Source organism: Neobacillus sp. DFD-2R, assembly GCF_057747865.1.
The window spans coordinates 324,477-342,409 of the sequence record NZ_CM173228.1 but is presented as its reverse complement, the minus strand read 5'-3'; the positions used below and the strand labels follow the sequence as shown (position 1 = coordinate 342,409).

Below are 17,933 nucleotides of genomic sequence, written 5' to 3'. Positions count from 1 at the left end.
GGGTCTATTTCACCATAACGGAAACAGACCCTCTTTGTTTAGTTCAATGTAGCAATCCAGGATTGGACTGTTAACACATCGGCTTGACGTGGAAATACCTTCTCCATTAGAACTCGGTGAACCTCCGGATCCCGATCAAAACAAGCGTCTTCTAGCACTTTAATTTCAAAGTCTTTGTCCGCTGCCTCTCTTAAAGTGGATAAAACTACCCCACTCGTAGCAATTCCGCTGAGAACAAGTGTCTCAATTTGTTGTGCTCGTAGGATTACTTCAAGATTACTTCCACAAAAAGCACTTACTCGATATTTCGTAATGATCGGTTCATTTCTTTCAGGTTGAATGGATTCATGAATTTGTGTTGCTTGATCATGAACCGTCATGGCACCATATTTAGATATAGCTGAAAATGCCTTATTTTTTGGACTAATTTCAGGATACCCCTCGCTAAACCCCACTCTGACAAAAATAACCGGAAGAGAGTGTTCACGGGCTGCTTTTATTGCCTTTTGATAAGGAATAATCGCTTCTTCTATATTTTCTCCTAAATGTGGTACAATGCCATTTTGTAAATCCATTACTAATAATGCGGCTTTCTTACTTTGATTTTGCATAAGTTGTCATTTCCTCCTTTTTCATTTAGAATTTAAACGGAGACTTCTCCTTTTTTATATTAAATGGAGACATCTCCGTCTGTCAAGATACGTATTGATTTTTAGGATGTGATGGTATGGTAAATGACGAGAATACACCCCGTATTCGGACTGAGCGACGTGATGCTGCAAAGAATCGTCAGCTTATATTGAATACAGCTCATAGACTATTTGAGCAATATGGTGTTGAACAGGTAAGTATGAATCAAATTGCCACAGAAGCACAAATTGGTCCAGGAACACTTTATCGCCGTTATAGAAACAAAGGTGAGTTATGTCTAGATTTAATTAAAGACAGTGTTGATCTATTTTTCGAGGATATTGAAGCATACTTGGAAGAAAACGAAACAGTTCCGGCTAATCAAAAATTGAAAGAAATAATAAGCTTTTTTATTCGTTTCAGAGAAAAAAAAGCTCAATTGCTTACAGGAGTCGAGGAAACGAAGTCAACGAACCCACTTAAGTCCCGAACCCAAAGCCCTTTATATGTTGAATTACAACAAATATTGGTTCAACTATTTGACGAAATGACAGCAAAAGAGCAAACCACCTATTCGCACAGTGTCTTTAAAGCCGATATGGTGCTAACGGCTTTAAGCAGCGATTCCTATTTTTTTCAAAAGGATGTGCGTGGTTATTCGCCTGAGGAAATATTGGAACTGCTCTGTTCAACCTTTATTTCCAATTAATTAAAGTAATTACAAAAAAGGTTCCCTGAATTTTGGAACCTTTTTTGTAGTAAAATCCTCTTTTCTTGTTGAACTAAACTCCCTCTATATAGAAAGGAAAATCTCACGATTTCTCTTGTTTTCTCCAAATTTCGTAGTAGTTTGTTTTAAAGTCCATTTGAATATTGGAATTATAGTGTACTAAAGGATAATTTTGGGGACAAAGTGAAAAAGAAACTTATAGTTAACCAAACCAACCTTATCCAAAAGTTGGATAACTAGATAAAGTATGGTCGCACTGGTAGATCTCCACATTTCTCATGGAGGTCAACCCTCCCATTTCTCACAGAGTCCAAGCTCCAAAATTCCTTCGTCCAACCTTTCCATGAGGTGGATGTCAGTCATGCTGCCAGACAGGGTCCTTGCCCGTATTTTAGTTGATTTACTGACTAATCCGTGCTTCAAATGTCTAAAACAATAAAACTACTACTTAATGAATTTCACTAAAAGAAATTTAAGCTGCTATCTGTAATTCCGCCATATGAGGAATGTCCCTTAACATACGTTCTTCACTAAATTCACACTGCTTTTTACCGATGGTAAACAGAATTCGTATAAGCTTGTTACATATTGCAATCAACGATTGCATCTTTTTTAATGGATTATTTGGGCGTTTTGTAAAATACTCATGTAATGCTTTAAAAGCTTTATTTTTAGCGACCAAAGGCATTGCCACCCGAAAGAGGAGTGCTCTTAAAGTCTTCCTTCCTCTCTTGGTAATTTTGGTTTGTCCTTTGTGCTTTCCAGATGTATTTTCCTTCAGGCTCAGCCCAGCCAATTTGATAATCTGTCTAGGGTGGGTGTAGTTGCCTAAGTCTCCAACCTCCGCATAAAAGCCTGCAACCGTGTCTTTCCCTATTCCCTTAATCGCCAACATTTGTTCAACACCAGGAATTTGTTCAAGAAGTTTATCTATTTTAGATTCCAGTTCTTCGAACTTTTCCTTTATAAGCTCATATTTGTCTATTAACGTGCTTAGCTCTAATTTAGCCATACCCGAACCTTCACGAATGCCGATAGAATCAGTGGCAACCTGCTTTAGTTCTTTTATTCTACCGATTCCAACTGCACGTTTAACAGCTTTTCGAAGATGTATTAATATTTCTTGTTCCGAAAGGTTCACTAACTCATGAGGCAATAAATTTAGTTTTAATAATTGGATCGCCGACTTACCTTCCCAATCTTTAAATACCGTAAGGAATTCTGGAAAGTAGCGGTCTATCCAATTATGGACTTGCCCCTGAACTGCTTGAAGATCAACAGCTAGGAGATTACGTATTTTTCGAGCCACTCGAAGTTCTGCATAAACTCCATGCGGAATATTCGGTTCAGCATATCTCCCGTCTTTGACCAACTGTGCAATAACTCTTGCATCCTTTACATCATTTTTCGTTGGAGAATTATCATCCAGCTCTTTACTCTTCTTTACATGCATAGGATTTACAACTACAAATTTAATATTTTTTTCTTTAAGAAAGTGAGCTAAATTAAGCCAATAGTGACCTGTCGGCTCCATTCCTACAATCACTTTTTCCATTTTGTTTTGATCCATTAAATTTTTAATCCATTCTATGAAACAGTTAAAGCTAGAATTTGAATTTTCAAAGTAATAGGGTGCCGAAAATTCTAAACCTCTAAAGTCTTGAGCTCTTGCCACATGCTTGTATTTAGCAATATCAACACCTATAATTAATGTTTGAGAAGTAATTTGAGCAATCTTTTCATTTTGGTTATAATTCATTTAAATAGCCTCCTGGTAATTTGTTTGTGTCCTTTTTGCCGCCAAGCTTTGGACACTCATATCTTACCAAGGGGCTTTTTTATATTCAAACCTCATATTTCTTCATTACAGGAATGCTGCCAGTTTGTTGAATAAGAATTTTTCTTTTTAGCCTCCGTTAATTACTCTGTATCTATTTTGTTTTCCCATCCAAGAACTAGCATCACGCCACTTTAGACTCTTGGCAGAAATCCATCTATTTTTCGAAAAATTCACGGATATACGTCTGAAAAAAAAGCTTGAAAACCCGGATGAGTTCCAAGCTCTTAATTTTAGAAATGTGGCAGCAAATTTAGCAATAAAGCCATAACCAATCCAACAATTCCAATAATAGATTGGATGATTGTGATCGTTTTAAAGGTTTCACCCATTGACATACTAAAAGATTCTTTTACTAACCAGAAACCTGCATGGTTTGCATAATTAAAGAATAAGGACCCCGAACCGATGGCTACTACCAGCAACTCCTTATTAATGCTCGGATCGGATCCAACAAGTGGTGCTAACAAGCCGGTTGCTCCAACAATTCCAACCGTTGCAGAACCAGTTGTAACAGATAACAGCGCGGCAATCAGCCAGCCGATTGCGATCGCAGAAAGAGACAGTCCATGTGTTAGATGAATAATGGCATTGCCAACGTGGGAGTTAACGAGAACTTTCGCAAAAGCGCCGCCGCCAGCAATAATTAATAAAATACCTGAAATCGGTTTAAGACTTGCACCTAGCGAATCACGAAGTTTCTTTGAATCTGTTCCCCGGGCATAGCCTAATAAAACTACTCCTACTAAAAGGCCAATTAACAAGGCAATGGCGGGATCTCCGACAAATTCTGTTATTTTATTAAAAGTGGCTGAACCCTTAAACACTGTCTCTGCTAACGCACGGCTTAGCATCATTAGCATTGGCAGCAAAATAACCAGAAAAGAAGTTGCTAGAGAGACAGGGTGCTTCTCTTCAATTTCTACTGTTGCTGCCATATATTGCTCTGCACTGGAACCAAGAGGATTTGCTTCTATTTTTTCATTTGCAGCTGTATATTGATCGAGCAACTGCTGATCAGGACGAACGGTCACCCGTGGTGCAATAAATTTCCCATATACCGGACCTGCCAGGATGGCAGCAGGAATAGCACAGATAAGACCATAAACCATCGTAATCCCCAAATCTGATTTAAATCCGGCAATAGCGGTAAGAGGACCAGGATGCGGCGGTACCATACCATGCATGGTGGCAAGAGCTGCGATAACCGGAACTCCAACATAAACATACGCTGAACCTTTAATATTTCCTTGCTTCTCAAGTTTTCTAGAGACAGAGAATACGAGTGGTAAAAGCATAATGAGCCCGATTTCAAAGAACATCGGAATTCCAATAATAAATGCTGCTGTACCCATTAGCCATGGTAAAGTTCGATTGGTGGACCGGCTCAAAATGGCAGAAGCAATTCGGTCACTTGCACCTGAATTGGCCAATATTTTTCCCAGCATCGCTCCGAGTGCTACTTGCAATCCAACTCCACCTAGTGTACCCCCTGCACCGTCTTCTATTGAACTTACAATCGTTTTTGTGTCGAGACCGGAGGCTGCCCCCACACAAATGGACACTACTAAAAGCGCCAACAAAGGATGTAAACGCAATTTTGAAACAATTAGGAAGATCAGTAATAAAATGCTGCATACGGCAATAACGAGCAATGAAATATCATGACCTGTCAAATGAAACACCCCTTATAAAATCGTAAATTTTTATGAGAGAGAGCGCTCTCAGTTCTCCCTTTGTTAAATAGATAACGCTTTCAAACCGTCGTTTGAATTAGCAGCTAAGGTTAATGTACAGTTTTTTAAGAAAAATGAGAATCTTAACCTAATTAAATGAATTAACGTAATTAAATTAATTTTTACATTTATTGTAAAAATAGACTTTGTTTCTGGCCACAAAAAAAGACTGGTTTTTACCAATCTCTACTTTTTCCATCTATATTTTCGTTCAGGCCTGCCGACCATCCCGTATTGAATATCGACTTCCATCTCATCAATTGAGGAAAGATACTCTAAATATTTACGCGCAGTGGAATCGGTCATTCCCAGAAGAATAGCCAATTCTTCCGCACTGACACTTCCTTTTTCAAAATGGAGTTTGTCCCGAACCCTCATTAACGTGAATTTATCAATACCTTTTGGGAGTTGTTTTTCTTCCAAATGCTTATGCCTGGAATGGTCGGTTAAGGAGAAAAAGGTATCAATCTCTTTTTGATCCATGGTTTTCTTTCTTTGAAGCTGCTTTATTGTTAACCGATATCTGGTCAGTTCATCTGTAAATTTCTTTACATCAATTGGTTTTATTAAATAACTAAAAACTCCTCCGCGAATGGCTTCCGTTACCGTTTCAGCATCATTGGCAGCGCTTATCGGTATTACATCAATCCCGCGGTAGTTCATTCTGATTTCACGTAATAAGTCGATTCCATTCATGTCCGGCAGATAGATATCCAGCAAAATTAATTGGGGTTTAAAGGTCTTTAGATAGGCAAGTGCCTCATTTCCTGAATTGGCAATAGCTGAAACATCGAACCCCTCTATTTTTTCAGTAAATTGTTTGTAAACTTGTGCCGCTACGGGATCATCTTCAACGATGATGACTTGAATGAGGTCTCCTGCCATATCGATTCTCCTTTTATTTTTTAGGGATAACCAGTGTAAATTTCGCACCACCTAAAAAGCTGTGGGTAATATATACTTGACCATTTAATTGGTCAAGAGCATTCTTGACGATGCTCAGACCGATGCCGCGGTTTTTTCCACATTTGGTTGTGTATCCCTCTGTGAAAATCGTCTGTTGTTCTTCTGCTAAAATTCCTGCACCGTTGTCTTGAATATCAAACACAATATCCTTGCCAATGTCAGTAAAGGACACGGTTACAGCTGCACCCTTTTCATTTTTTTCTTTAGCTGCTTCCATTGCGTTATCAAGAATATTGCCGAGAATGGTCACAAGCAGTTTTGTATCAATCGAATCAGGTATTTCAGACAAGCTGCTCTCTTGATCAATTTTTAAGTCTACTTTTAACTCTTTTGATCGATTAATCTTACCCAGTATACAAGCAACAAGCAAAGGATCTTTAACAGCTGTCATCAGAAACACAATCGTACTTTGTCGTTCCTCCACTTCACTTGAGATAAGTTCTCTTGCTTTATCGTATTCTTCAATGCTTAACAATCCGTAAATCGTGTTTAATTTGTTTAAGAATTCATGGTTGAGTGCCCTCATGTTTTCAGAGTAGGACTTAATTTTTGATACTTCATCAAACAGTTGTTCAATTTCAAATTCTGTTCGGATCGTTAAGACTACTCTGGCAATTTGCTCCGCTTGAGTAACCAATGAAAAATCAATCACATATAATTGATCCCCAATAAAAATCTTTTGATTGCTTCTACCTTTTTTTGATAAAATAACTTCTTTGATCATATCCCTTAAGCGAGTATTTTGGATTATCGAATCATCCAGTGGCAGGTTAAGCATCAGTAATTCTCGTGCTCTTTTATTCATCGAGAGAACCCGAAAATTCTTATCTACCGCAATAATTCCATCGCGAATCGATTCCAGGATCGCTTCCTTTTCTTTAAAAACATAGGATATCTCTTCTGGTTCAAGACCAAACATTTTTGTTTTGATTCTTCGCGCTATGAAAAAAGCTGCAATCACTCCAATGAATAGTAACAATAAAGCAAGTCCAATAATTTCTTCCTTATAGGTCAAGATTCTTTTTTTTACATCTACCATTAAGAAGCCGACAGAGGAAACACCGATGATCTCCCCTTTATCATTTATGATAGGAGTTTTGGCCTTAATAGCAGGGCCCGAGATCCCTTCCCCAAAATAAACCACGGAAGTGTGCTCTTTAAACACAGGTTCGTTACTAGTACCCATTGATTTCCCAATATACTTTGGATTAGGATGTGAATATCGAATTCCTTGTTTGTTTCCGATTACGATATAACTTGCACCAGTCAGTTTCCTCATTTTTTCAGCAATTGGTTGAATTTCTTTTGAAGGGTTGTCACTTTCAAAGGCATGGATAATTTTTTCTTCGTGTGCGGCCAATTTAGCAACAGACATGGCTTCATGACCTAGGTATTGTGTTGAAAGATCATCCATTATTTTTGTAAAAAAAATAGCTGCTAATATAGAAGTTGCGCAAATGACAATCGATATGAGCAATATCATCTGGGTAAATAATTTCATTTTTATATTTGGTAGTTTCATTTGTTTTATCACCAACTTTTTATGTTTTAAGTATAGCAAATTGGATAAAACATAAAACGAAAAAAAACAGCTCTTCGATAGAGCTGTAAGTGCGAGATTAATATATCATTTTTTCAAGTGCCATTCTAAACTATAAAACGCAAGGACTATGGTTATTGGAGTCATAAAATAGGTTCTCAAAATGGCGGAATTAGCATAAAAGCTAGTTAATAATATTCGACTTTTTATGAAAGTAACCCTTCTTAAAGTAAACTGCCCCGTTGAACAAGAAAAATGGCTGCCAAAAGTTTAAACAAAAGTACCCTTTGCTTAATTAGGATAGTATTGTAATCTGCTATTTTTCCAATGTTCTTCAGCTTCGTACAGATGCTTCAACACTTCATCTGCAACATTTTCATATATTTTTAGTGTTGTTCATAGGCAAGTCCACAGGAGCAACGATTTTCCCCAAATAAAAGGTGATAAGATGCGGGGAATTCCTGATTGACTTGTTGAACTTCATGAGCAAATTCCTTATCATCCTTTGGTACGGTTGGAAGTACATCCGCTTTTTCTTGAGAGTCAATATGGGCTCCAGGTGGAACGAATCTATTAGGTGGGATTCGAACGCCATTTGTTACTACCGCATTATAAGAAATAAATGACCCTTTGCCTACTATTGCATTGTAAACAATGGCACTAAAGCCAACAAATACCTTGTCTCCAATAAAACAAGGACCATGGACAAGAGCTCGATGAGCAATAGTCACTTCATTTCCAATAAATATCGAATATCTTTTTCCTCTGACCGAAATCTTTTTATTTAATAACCCATGTAAAATTACACCGTCCTAGAGATTTGTATTAGAGCCTATATAAAAAGGGGTTCCTTCATCTGCACGTATACTTACATTAGGCGCTACATAAACATTATCCCTTATGGTAACATCACCTATTACACTGGAAAACTGACTAATAAATGAGGTTTTATCAATATTAGGATAGTGTTGAACGGGATTAAATGAAGTAATTGTGTTGGGGCTGATAAATGGTTCAAAACAGCATTCTGAAGGGCTATATGAGGATGACTTTGATTTCTTTTTTTCTCCCAAGAAAACATCTCCTTTACAATCTAATATCGTTGAATTATATTATGCAAAAAGATTGTGTGTGGAATGGACAATTGTTTGAAAAGGACTGGATATCAGTTTGCAAAAAAGGCAATAAATTTCAACCACAGAATGCGATAACTATTCTTCCACTACTCTGACCCGTTAGTCCAAAAAGAAAAAAGGATCGCCGCAGCGGTCCCCATCTTCAACTCTTGCACTCAGTTAGTTGTGTAATCTATATTTTTATTAATCCTCGTCATTTAAAAACAACTCTTCTAAGTACCTTTCCTTTCTATTTAAAAATCCCTTTGTTATTTGATAATGTTCTGTGTCTTCATATCTGACGCTTTCAATTACATTGGAATCAAAACTAAAGATCTTTGCGTTTGGATACCCCAGAAGAATAGGCGAATGTGTGGCGATAATAAATTGAGAATTTCCACTACTCACCAATTGATAAATAACCCTCATAAATGTTAATAGGCGAGCTGGCGATAATGCAGCCTCGGGTTCATCTAATATATAAATGCCCTTACCCGAAAAACGGTTTAAAAATAATGATAAAAAGGATTCTCCGTGAGACTGGTGGTGTAATGACCTGCCTCCATATCCTTGATAATTAAAAGTCGGATCTTCCTTGGCTAGTTGATCCAGATGAGAAGCAAAATGATAAAAACTTTCAGCCCTTAAAAAGAAGCCTTGACTGATTTTTGGTAGCCAAGACAAACGAATGTAATTTCCTAAAGCAGCTGCGGATGAATCTACGTCAAATATATTGTTTCTTCCTCCACCTGCGGTATTAAACCCACACTTGTACGCAATAGCCTCAAGCAAAGTAGATTTTCCAGAACCATTTTCCCCTACAAAAAATGTTACTTCACTATCTAAGTCCAATGTATCCATTCCTCTTATAGCCGTAACAGTGAATGGGTACGTATTAAAATCCGTAACTTCTTCTCTCAAAAGAGTAATTCTACGTAAAAACAAATAAATACACTCCCTTATAAGAAAAGGAAATTCAACCCTTATCTTAAACAGTTCGATGTTTTCTCAATCAATAATTTTTTGAGATTCCTATATAACATAGGACTTTACTTGGAGGGGTGAGTATGCTAGGCTTGCATGCCTGATGAAACAACGGCTTCAGCCTTTCAAGACCAATCATGCCCACAAAGGCTCCAAGGCAAATCCTTAAACGCTTATCTATGGTTACATGTAAACATAGATAAAAGGTGCTATCTATCTTTTTAGGAATGATACTATATAATTGCCATTTAGTGAAACAAGAAAAAGAGCCGTAGCTACGACTCTTAGTTTCGCTCAAGCACCCGATAGCTCAATAGCAAATAAATTACAACTCGCTATTTCTCCCAAAGCTCGACCAGTCGACCTTCAGGATCTTCAATCCAAATAAACTTTCCAAACTCACTAACCTCTTTTTCTTTAACAAGAGGTACACCAATTTGTTCAAAATGCTTAATAGTCTCGTTTAGATTATGTACTTGAAAATTTAACATCACTTGTTGTTCTGTTGGAAAATAACTGTCATTCTCTTCAAAGAAAGAAAAGATAGTCTCATTTCCTAATTGGGGTTTAATCACAGTCCCATTCCAATTTTCTATTTCAATCTTCAACACTTCACTGTACCATTTTTTTATAACATCAAGATTCTTAGTTCTCCAAAATATTCCATCGAAACCTTTTATCATCGCAACTAACTCCTGTCTTTCTTTAAATTTTTAGTTTAAAGATTACATTAGATATTCGAGATTTAATGTTAAGCTCCTTCTTCAACTCAACGTTAGTGGAACAAGAAAAAAATCGCTGCTGCGACCCATCTACAAAGCTCTATCACTCCGTTAGTGTAAGTACATTTTTTCACAATCTTGGGGTCAAAACAAAAGCTTCTTTTTAAAAAAGGCCTGGTGAGGAGGATTTCTTTCTCCAAGGCCGAATGTTTACTTACAACCCCTCTAATAATATTATTAAATTGCTAGGTAAAATCTATTTAAGGGCAAGGAGTAGTTATGATAATCATTAGTGATTTTTTAGGTGATTTGATTGGTGATTTGATTGGTGATTTGATTGGTGATTTGATTGGTGGACTAGTGGAGGCAATTTTCCCTACTCCGATGTCAAAACTAGAAAAAAACATAGATGAATTAAAGGAAGAAGAATGGTTCTCCAACCTGAATAAAGATGTTCGATACAATTACATCATTTGGCATAACAAGAAGGTTAAGCACTTCTTACGGAAGCCTGAAAATATTAAAATTCTCAATAGTAGTGAAGAGGAGCGTGAAAAATTTATTCAGCTTGTTATTATGGAACATAAAAGATTCGTGGGTATACACTAAGTTTTTGCCACATATAATCATTAATTCCCCCAAATTCTACTTATGCAAAAACCCAAGTACTTAAACGAAAAGATGAAATTTTACAATATTTAAGCGTAGAAAACCCATACAATCTACACTTCTTTCATTCCCCGTTGCAACAAGAAGAAAGCCACCAAAAATGGCAGCTGGAACTTTAACTCTTGCACCCGTTAGCATAAGTACAATTCTTCACAAACTTATTTTAAAATTAAGAACTGAAAAATCAGCTATTTAAGAGAAAAAAGAAACCAACTACCTAAAAACCATTTTAAAAAAACTAGTAAAGATATTCATCAATGCATTTAGGTGAAAGACCTTGTCCATTAAGATTCCTCCCCTGTAATAATCCCTATAAACCAATAAATATTATTTTTATATAGGACAATTACTCCTACAATTAATACTATTTTCCATATATTATAGTAAGTTCTAATTGAAAGGAGGGACTCTAAAGTGGAATTAAATTATGAACGTGCTCTTCACTTAGAAGGGGAATTGGTTCGTTTTAAAAAAGATAACGGAGAATGGGCAGTAGGCACAGTCGTAAAAGTAAGAAAAGATGGAATGGAAATTCTCGAATCTAATCCTTCTGACGGTTATGGATTTGGTTTTTTAAGTTGCTGCTTCGTTCCATTTTGCTGTTGTTTTCCATTCTTTTGGTGGTAATTTCGTATTTAGTTTGACCCAAAAGACATTGAATGCTGACCCTTTTGGGTCAAGTTTTTTATTTTAACACTATTTTTCCCCTTACTTACAAATAGGTAGAAAAGTCATCTATTATTTTAATGAATCACCTATAATTTTTGCAACGGTATTAAGATTGTCTCGATTCATTTTAATAAGGTTTGCAATTTTAGTGTTATGCTACTAAAATTTCTTTATTTAAATTCGTGGATAAAAACTATTATCAAAAGAGAAAGAGCCATCGATAGAACTTTTATTAATTGGTGAAGTTATAAGATTGTGAATAATTTCACTTAATCTAAACTGCCACTTTAGTTGAAGAAGCAATTGAAAAAAGAGCTGCCGTAGCAACTCATTTTGAACATTAACTCAAGCACCCAGTTAGCCTAATAACTTACTTGCTAATCACTGAAATCATTAAATAATGTCTCTAACTCTTTATCATCATGACAGTCTCCATCACTTATGAATTTTTCAATTTCAACTGTACCATCTTCCATAAATTCAATTTCCCAACGCTGACCAGGAACAGCTACTTCAACCTTAATAGCTTCATTCCTAACTTTATCTAGCTTATAAAATATATTATTATCCTCTAATTTATTTAGAAAATTGATTAACTTTTTTAACCCCACCAAACCATCCCCTTTATTAACTATTGTAAAAATAATATTCTTAATCCATATTGAACTATCCTGCAACCTTCAGTTAAATAATAAAAAGGATTTACTATAATGATACCTAACTGACGTTAATGGTGAGAATGGGAAAAACCGCCCAAAGGCGATAGTGATTAACTGAATTGTTTATACGATTTGAAAATTGTTTTCTTCATAATGAATCGTCTGTCAATACAGAAAGCTACCAACAAAGCTAGTAAACCGGTTAGAAGTACATTGCCGTAAGTTTCAAGTGGAAATGGTTTGCCCTCAAGATGGATACCATTCGCACGATATTCAAATCGTTTCACCGCATGCTTGGCAGTTAAAAGGTCTTCTTGTTTAGCTAAGTCTTCTAATGGTGCTTCAAATACATATCTGTTTGGTGAATCACTATGAATCAAAATTGTTTCTTTAGCATTACCCTTTTCACTCCAAAGCTTTATATCTGCTTCGGCGAGTGATTTAGCATTGCCACCAGGGATAATCATTTTATCTAATTTTGGTGCATTCGAAATTTGATGTCGAGCCACGATATTAAGATGATGTTTAGTGGCAATAGGAGCATCTGAATTTGAAATGGTTAATACCTGTGTCGTTCCGGTGTCTCCATAAGAAGCACCAATTACAGAAGATAAAGTTAATTCTTCCATACCTTTATACAGAAGTACACCCATCTGTTTCTTATTCCAATGGAATCCAAGATTTAGCCAATAGGTTGCAAAGTTTATATCCACGTAAAAAGGGTGGTCCACCTTTGGATTTTGAACGAAGTGGTAAGAAGGATAATTGATTTCTTTCGAAATTTTCGCTGCCATAGGTTCTCCTAACTGTTGAGCTATCAGATGCAGCACGCCATCGATACCTGCACTTTGACCAGCAGTGGTTAAGGTGTTACCTTCTTGAACATACCTCACATCCTCTTTCCAATGTGTATCAGGATATTGCTTCATTAATATGGGTAGGACTTGCCAATGGGAAGTGGCTGATTTTCCTTTTAATAAGCCGGCATCAGCAAGATTCAACGCCCCCCCACAAATGCTCACAAAAGTCGTCGTTTTACTTCTGGAATGTTTTTGAATCCATTCGCGAGTTGGTTGATATTTCTGTTCATCTACTTTGGGTATATCTATGGGCATATAAGGGACCACAATAATATCTGGACTTTTATTTAATAGGTTATCCAGTTCTTTATAAGAGTAATGTGGGACGACATCCAAACCTCCTGATAAAGACTTGATGTTTTTGTCCGGTGCAACAGCATATACATTGTAGGCATCCGTCATAGAAAACAGTGTGTATGGAATGAGAAAATCGAAATCTTCAGTTGGTATTGATGAATCCGCCATTACAACTGCCACAGTAGGTTTATGGGGGTCATACTGAGGGACTTTCACTCCTTGTAGCGAAGGAACTGGCTCATGGCGGATGTTTAAGTAAAAATCTTTTTGATGACGATTAAAGCCGTAGAACCCGATCCCCCCCTCAAACACTACCAAAATCACTACATAAACAGTTAAACGTACTACTAACCTTTTCATTTTATATTCCTCCTCTTTATACCCCATCAGGGTATATTGTTATCTTGATTCCATATTACCTTTTTTCTAAAGCTTTCATAATTGTGCTAGAGCTTGATTTTTATATCAGACTCCAGACTTAGCTGGTTTCGGACCACAAAAAAGACAGAGACTGAAATAGTCTCTGCCGTAACTTGAACAATAAATAATTACTTCGCTTTTTGTGCCAAATATGAATTAAAAGGGAGTGAATTTTCTCTCTCTCTTCAACTAAACTGCCATTTAATTGAATAAACAAAAAAGCCGGCAATGATAGCCGGATCTTCAAGTAACGCGCCCTTTTCTTGAGGAAAACATCGAATATAATTATGCTCCGGTAGTCATAAAATGCATTCCTGTAAGTTTAATCATTCTTAGTGATTAATTTTTAAATGATAAACCATTTGTCTGCAAAGCATTCCTAAGTTTAGGTAAAGAAGCTGGTCCCATACCGTGAAATTGCAAAATCTCTTTTTCACTAAATTTTGATAGCTGTTGCAAAGTAGTTATCCCATTGTTTTCCAATGCCCGTCTGGCCGGTGCCGAAAGTAGTAAAAGAAATCCATTGTCAGGTTTGCGTTCTTTCTCACAAATCGGGCAGGTCGGACAGTCGCTACTTTTATAGTATTTGTGCCCTTTGTTGCAAGTCCTTAAATTATTCTTTGAAGTTATCATTTTTAATGTCTCCTTTTCTTAAGAAATTTTTTTAGCTTTCTATCTCCTGCCAATTTTTCAATAGATGACTTATTAAGGAGTAATAACATCATACGTATATCACCTAAGCATTATCGGATATGTATTCGCCCCGTTCCTGATGTTATGTAACGAGATTCATATACTTTTTTATACACTTTTGTTTAGTACACTGCTAGGAGATGACGGTTAAGAATGGATCACTTTAATAAGGATTTACCATCAGGAAATTCCACGAACCATTCAAAACAACAAGTATGGAATTTTGTTTCAGCCCCTAACATACATCCTATGAAGGTTACTATAAATGTAAATAAACCCGGAACAGCTCCCGGCCTAATTTTTGTTGCTCCATATACTGTGTATGGGGCAGCTATGATTGGACAAACAGGTTCACTGATAATGGATCAAACAGGTAACCCCGTCTGGTTTAGCCCTCTCAATAGTAGATATGTTCAAAATACAGACTTTAGAGTCCAATCCTATTACGGCCAGCCAGTTCTTACGATGTGGCAAGGTACGATATCAGGAACTCAGTCAGCAAATCCTAATCTTCCGGCTGGAGATCCAGAACCTGGTGCTTATTACCAAATTATCAATCAAAATTATGAAGTTATTAAGAAACTCACTGCCAAAAAGGGTTTCACTTCCGATGTTCACGAGTTTACAATTACAAAACGAAATACTGCTTTGTTTACTGCTGTTAAACAAGTGCCTGCAGATTTATCCCCGTATGGAGGACCAAAAGATGGATATTTCGATAATTACTCCATCCAAGAAGTCGATCTTGAGACAGGCAAGCTCCTTTTCTTTTGGAATGTGCTTGAACACGTAGATCCGGCCAACTCAATGTTACCCGCTTCATCTGCAACAAGCTCGAATAATATTTGGGACTGTTTCCACGTAAATTCCGTTGAAGAAGGTCCAGACAATACACTTCTCATTAGCATGCGTAACATGTGGGCCATTTATAATATTGATAAAAAAACGGGAAAGATAATTTGGCAGCTTGGCGGAAAGAAAAGCGATTTTACTTTAGGGCCGGACGCTTCATTTTCTTGGCAGCATGATGCGCGTCATAGACCTGGAAATCGGATAAGTATGTTTGATGATGCTTGTTGTGCTTCGTCAAGCTCTCCTCCTGAGTGTCAAGCACATGGTTTAATCCTTAAGCTCGATTTTAAAAACATGACTGCAAATGTAGATCGAACTTATTATCACGATCCACCGCTATATGTTCCAAGTCAAGGAAATGTTCAAAAATTAGCGAATGGAAATCAATTTGTTGGATGGGGACAGGAACCATATCTTTCTGAATTTAAAAATGAAGGTAATACGAAAGAAAATCCATCATTGAATTTTTTATATGATATGCAGTTTCCGAATCAAAATCTTTCTTATAGGGCGTTTAAGAATAAATGGGTAGGTTTGCCGCTTTATCCACCTAGTATTGCAGTAGATCTTTTACGTGAAGATCAGGCGACTGTTTATGCATCATGGAATGGTTCAACAGAAACTGTTGCTTGGCAGGTATTAGCAGGTCCAACACCTTATAATTTGTCAGTAGTGATATCCAACACCCCTCGAACCGGCTTTGAGACAGATATTGATGTACAATCTGTAGGTCCATATTTTCAGGTCAATGCATTGGATTCATCTGGAAAAATCATTGGTACATCACGGACTGCTTATGTAAAAGTTAGAAGATATAAACGAAAATAATCCAGTCTTTACCATTATTTTATAATGAATCCCTCAGACAAAAATAATATGATTAATAGCTGAAAGCTGCAATATTACTTGCAGCTTTCAGCTATTAAACGTATCTACTCTTCCTCAACATTCACACCCTATCGATGAATAACTAAATATTACACTCCTGCTCTTTCTAGTCATTGAAATGGAAAATAATAAGGAATAAATTGAAATACACCTCGAATACTAAAAAAGGAGGAGGTTGTATCAAATAGTGATTTACGAACCAAACGTATTGCTCATTCGATTGTTCTAGTTTTGATCGGAGTGGGAACCCTTTGGATTCAAGCCAATCCGGTCTAAAACCCTATAAAACCACTCCAAGATTAAAAATGTGACTAAATGGGGTAAAACCATGCAGAAATATTTTCAAAGGAAATATAAAAATGATCCCTTTCATCTTTTTTCAGTAGAACACCTTCTAACACTATTGATTATTGGACTACTAGGGGTTTGTCTGTTTGTATTTCGCCAAAAATTGCGACATCCCAAAAGGAATGATTTCTTTCGTTTTTCATTGGCTATTCTTCTTGTTATATCAGAAATCACCTATCATATATGGCTGATCCATTATAATGCTTGGTCAATTCGGACTTCGTTACCTCTTCAACTCAGCGATATGGCAGTGATTCTTGCGATAGTGATGTTACTAACCAAGAACATTAGTCTGTTCAAATTTATCTATTTCGCCGGATTAGGCAGTACGATTCAAGCCATGCTAACACCTAATCTTGGTAACTATTCGTTTCCACATTTTCGATATATTGAGTTTTATATCTCTCATGGCGGAGTTTTTCTCGCTTGTCTCTTCATGGTGCTGGTTGACAGATATCAGCCGACAATCCGGTCTCTCTGGGTGACTATTTTAATCGTGAATATTTATGGTGCTTGCGTATTTTTCATCAACCGCTTAGTGGACGCAAATTATCTGTACATTATGAAAAAACCAGAAAATCCGTCCCTACTGGATTTTCTTGGACCATGGCCATGGTACCTCTTATCACTTGAAGTGGTCATTGTTATTAGTTTTTATCTCCTCTATTCTCCATTTTGGTTTTATCGGAAAATAAATGGGAGGGAATAGAATATAGGAAATAATGAGCGATAAAAATCATCGTTCAATTCCTTTCCCTTCCATTTCTCTCCTTTCTAAATAGAACGATCGATCTTCAATAATAGCTCCTCTCTTTGGAAACCACCGGTCAAGTGGCCTTTATCCTCGCTATGAAGGAGCAATCTATCTTTGGAAACCCATTAAGTGGCCTTCATCCTCGCTATGAAGCACCATTCTCTCTTTGGAAACCGGTCAAGTGGCCTTCATCCTCGCTATGAAGCACCATTCTCTCTTTGGAAACCCATTAAGTGGCCTTCATCCTCGCTATGAAGCACCATTCTCTCTTTGGAAACCGGTCAAGCGGCCTTCATCCTCGCTATGAAGCACCATTCTCTCTTTGGAAACCGGTCAAGTGGCCTTCATCCTCGCTATGAAGCACCATTCTCTCTTTGGAAATCGATTAAGTGGCCTTCATCCTCGCTATGAAGCACCATTCTCTCTTTGGAAACCGGTTAAGTGGCCTTCATCCTCGCTATGAAGGAGCAATCTCTCTTTGGAAACCCATTAAGTGGCCTTCATCCTCGCTATGAAGCACCATTCTCTCTTTGGAAACCCATTAAGTGGCCTTCATCCTCGCTA

Annotated in this window: 15 protein-coding genes and 1 pseudogene; 5 read left to right on the top strand and 11 right to left on the bottom strand. The window is 37.0% G+C overall.

Annotated features, from left to right (window positions below; genetic code table 11):
- Nucleotides 1-38 precede the first annotated feature (38 nt).
- Entirely contained in the window at nucleotides 39-611 is a 573-nt protein-coding gene (locus AC3ANV_RS01750) for a cysteine hydrolase family protein (protein ID WP_488311973.1), read from the bottom strand.
- 116 nt (nucleotides 612-727) lie between these two features.
- Here AC3ANV_RS01750 and AC3ANV_RS01745 point away from each other — a divergent pair, with 116 nt between their 5' ends.
- A complete protein-coding gene (locus AC3ANV_RS01745) occupies nucleotides 728-1,339 on the top strand; it encodes a TetR/AcrR family transcriptional regulator (RefSeq protein WP_488311972.1) in 612 nt (203 codons plus the stop codon).
- Nucleotides 1,340-1,832: 493 nt separating this feature from the next.
- On the opposite strand, the gene AC3ANV_RS01740 is transcribed toward AC3ANV_RS01745, so the two are convergent.
- From AC3ANV_RS01740 to AC3ANV_RS01710, 7 genes and pseudogenes are all read right to left on the bottom strand, one after another.
- Nucleotides 1,833-3,119, bottom strand: a complete 1,287-nt coding sequence (locus AC3ANV_RS01740; RefSeq protein WP_307414353.1) for an IS110 family RNA-guided transposase — start codon at nucleotides 3,117-3,119, stop codon at nucleotides 1,833-1,835.
- A 311-nt stretch (nucleotides 3,120-3,430) separates the two neighbouring features.
- Nucleotides 3,431-4,873 (bottom strand): GntT/GntP/DsdX family permease, encoded by a 1,443-nt coding sequence (locus tag AC3ANV_RS01735; protein ID WP_488311971.1) that lies wholly within the window; start codon nucleotides 4,871-4,873, stop codon nucleotides 3,431-3,433.
- 246 nt (nucleotides 4,874-5,119) lie between these two features.
- A complete protein-coding gene (locus AC3ANV_RS01730; RefSeq protein ID WP_488311970.1) occupies nucleotides 5,120-5,818 on the bottom strand; it encodes a response regulator in 699 nt (232 codons plus the stop codon).
- A 13-nt stretch (nucleotides 5,819-5,831) separates the two neighbouring features.
- Complete coding sequence (locus AC3ANV_RS01725) at nucleotides 5,832-7,421, bottom strand: ATP-binding protein (RefSeq protein ID WP_488311969.1); 1,590 nt, start codon at nucleotides 7,419-7,421, stop codon at nucleotides 5,832-5,834.
- A 404-nt stretch (nucleotides 7,422-7,825) separates the two neighbouring features.
- Nucleotides 7,826-8,512 (bottom strand): annotated as a pseudogene (locus AC3ANV_RS01720) (LbetaH domain-containing protein).
- Between the two features lie 246 nt (nucleotides 8,513-8,758).
- The gene (locus AC3ANV_RS01715) at nucleotides 8,759-9,499 is read right to left on the bottom strand and encodes an AAA family ATPase (protein WP_488311968.1); all 741 of its coding nucleotides are present in this window, start codon (nucleotides 9,497-9,499) and stop codon (nucleotides 8,759-8,761) included.
- A gap of 374 nt (nucleotides 9,500-9,873) precedes the next feature.
- On the bottom strand, nucleotides 9,874-10,221 hold the full coding sequence (locus AC3ANV_RS01710) for a VOC family protein (protein WP_488311967.1): 348 nt from the start codon (nucleotides 10,219-10,221) through the stop codon (nucleotides 9,874-9,876).
- Between the two features lie 318 nt (nucleotides 10,222-10,539).
- Here AC3ANV_RS01710 and AC3ANV_RS01705 point away from each other — a divergent pair, with 318 nt between their 5' ends.
- Together AC3ANV_RS01705 and AC3ANV_RS01700 are read left to right on the top strand one after the other, a co-directional pair.
- Nucleotides 10,540-10,869: a hypothetical protein gene (locus tag AC3ANV_RS01705; RefSeq protein WP_488311966.1), complete on the top strand. Its 330-nt coding sequence runs from the start codon at nucleotides 10,540-10,542 to the stop codon at nucleotides 10,867-10,869.
- A gap of 474 nt (nucleotides 10,870-11,343) precedes the next feature.
- Nucleotides 11,344-11,556, top strand: coding sequence for a hypothetical protein (locus AC3ANV_RS01700; RefSeq protein ID WP_488311965.1), 213 nt, complete (start codon nucleotides 11,344-11,346; stop codon nucleotides 11,554-11,556).
- A 419-nt stretch (nucleotides 11,557-11,975) separates the two neighbouring features.
- On the opposite strand, the gene AC3ANV_RS01695 is transcribed toward AC3ANV_RS01700, so the two are convergent.
- The 3 genes from AC3ANV_RS01695 to AC3ANV_RS01685 form a co-directional block, all read right to left on the bottom strand.
- Complete coding sequence (locus tag AC3ANV_RS01695) at nucleotides 11,976-12,209, bottom strand: hypothetical protein (RefSeq protein WP_488311964.1); 234 nt, start codon at nucleotides 12,207-12,209, stop codon at nucleotides 11,976-11,978.
- A 158-nt stretch (nucleotides 12,210-12,367) separates the two neighbouring features.
- The gene (locus tag AC3ANV_RS01690) at nucleotides 12,368-13,774 is read right to left on the bottom strand and encodes a DJ-1/PfpI family protein (RefSeq protein WP_488311963.1); all 1,407 of its coding nucleotides are present in this window, start codon (nucleotides 13,772-13,774) and stop codon (nucleotides 12,368-12,370) included.
- Between the two features lie 399 nt (nucleotides 13,775-14,173).
- Entirely contained in the window at nucleotides 14,174-14,467 is a 294-nt protein-coding gene (locus tag AC3ANV_RS01685; RefSeq protein ID WP_488311962.1) for an RNA polymerase alpha subunit C-terminal domain-containing protein, read from the bottom strand.
- Between the two features lie 213 nt (nucleotides 14,468-14,680).
- Here AC3ANV_RS01685 and AC3ANV_RS01680 point away from each other — a divergent pair, with 213 nt between their 5' ends.
- Both AC3ANV_RS01680 and AC3ANV_RS01675 read left to right on the top strand, forming a co-directional pair.
- Complete coding sequence (locus tag AC3ANV_RS01680) at nucleotides 14,681-16,207, top strand: arylsulfotransferase family protein (protein WP_488311961.1); 1,527 nt, start codon at nucleotides 14,681-14,683, stop codon at nucleotides 16,205-16,207.
- 388 nt (nucleotides 16,208-16,595) lie between these two features.
- Complete coding sequence (locus tag AC3ANV_RS01675) at nucleotides 16,596-17,324, top strand: YwaF family protein (protein ID WP_488311960.1); 729 nt, start codon at nucleotides 16,596-16,598, stop codon at nucleotides 17,322-17,324.
- Nucleotides 17,325-17,933 lie beyond the last annotated feature (609 nt).